This is a genomic window from Protofrankia sp. CiT1, assembly GCF_917627335.1.
Taxonomy (GTDB): domain Bacteria; phylum Actinomycetota; class Actinomycetes; order Frankiales; family Frankiaceae; genus Protofrankia.
In genome coordinates, this window is record NZ_CAKJTP010000245.1 from 3723 (window position 1) to 4566 (window position 844).

At 68.4% G+C, this 844-nt stretch carries 1 protein-coding gene and 1 tRNA gene; both read left to right on the top strand.

Annotated features, from left to right (window positions below; translation table 11 throughout):
• Positions 1 to 639 (top strand): hypothetical protein (locus MJ785_RS20835; RefSeq protein WP_370653017.1); only part of this gene is annotated, 639 nt, incomplete at its 5' end.
• Between the two features lie 129 nt (positions 640 to 768).
• A tRNA-Ala gene (locus MJ785_RS20840) sits at positions 769 to 842 on the top strand.
• Positions 843 to 844 lie beyond the last annotated feature (2 nt).

Consider the following 844-nt stretch of genomic DNA (forward strand, 5'->3'; position numbering starts at 1 on the left):
GAGTGGACCGCGCACTTGCGGGCCGCTGGCTTTCGGCTCTGCCCAGCCAGCTGCGGGGTGCCGGTGGAACTGCGCGGGCTGCGTCCGGACGGGTTCGGCTTCCATCTGCGGTGTCGCGGCGTGCGGATGACGCTGTCCGTGTTTCGTCCCGGTCGCGCGATGTGGCAGTTCCCGTACTGGGACCCGACATGGACCCCGGAGGAGGGGCTGTCACTCTGGGTAAATTATCCAGCTGATTATTCCTCCTGGGGGGGACGGGCGTTTGAGAACCGGATCCGTTCCGTATCGGATGGTGACGGCGACGGTGACAGTGACGTCATCGACAGCGGTCCGGCACGCCCCGGCGTTGTCCCCGGCGTTGTCCCCGGCGGCGAGGCCGTTTTCGACCGCGCTCGTCTGTTCTTCGAGCACGAGGATGTTCCCGATCACCAGGTCGTCTTCGACGGCGGTCGGGAACGTGGCTGGCGTGGTCACGAGGCGGGTCTGCTGCGGCCGGGGGAGGCCGCGAAGCTGTTCGCCCGGCTGATGGCCGAGGCGGACGCGGCTGCCGGTGTCAATGCCGGTGTCGGCCTGGCTGTTGCGCGGCTGCCCCGCGCGAGGGTGGGTGAGCCGAGGCTGATCCCGGCCCGATGCGACTGATGCGCTGCTGCTCCCGCGCCGATATTTCTCAGCGCCGCACCAGACCTTGATCTCGTGGAGATCGCGTGGAGTGTGGCTGGGCCTGCTCGTCACGCCCATCCAGGTCTGCGGTAAGCTGCAGAAGCTCCAGGGGGTGTAGCTCAGCCCGGTAGAGCGCCTCCCTCGCACGGAGGAGGCCAGGGGTTCGAGTCCCCTCACCTCCACC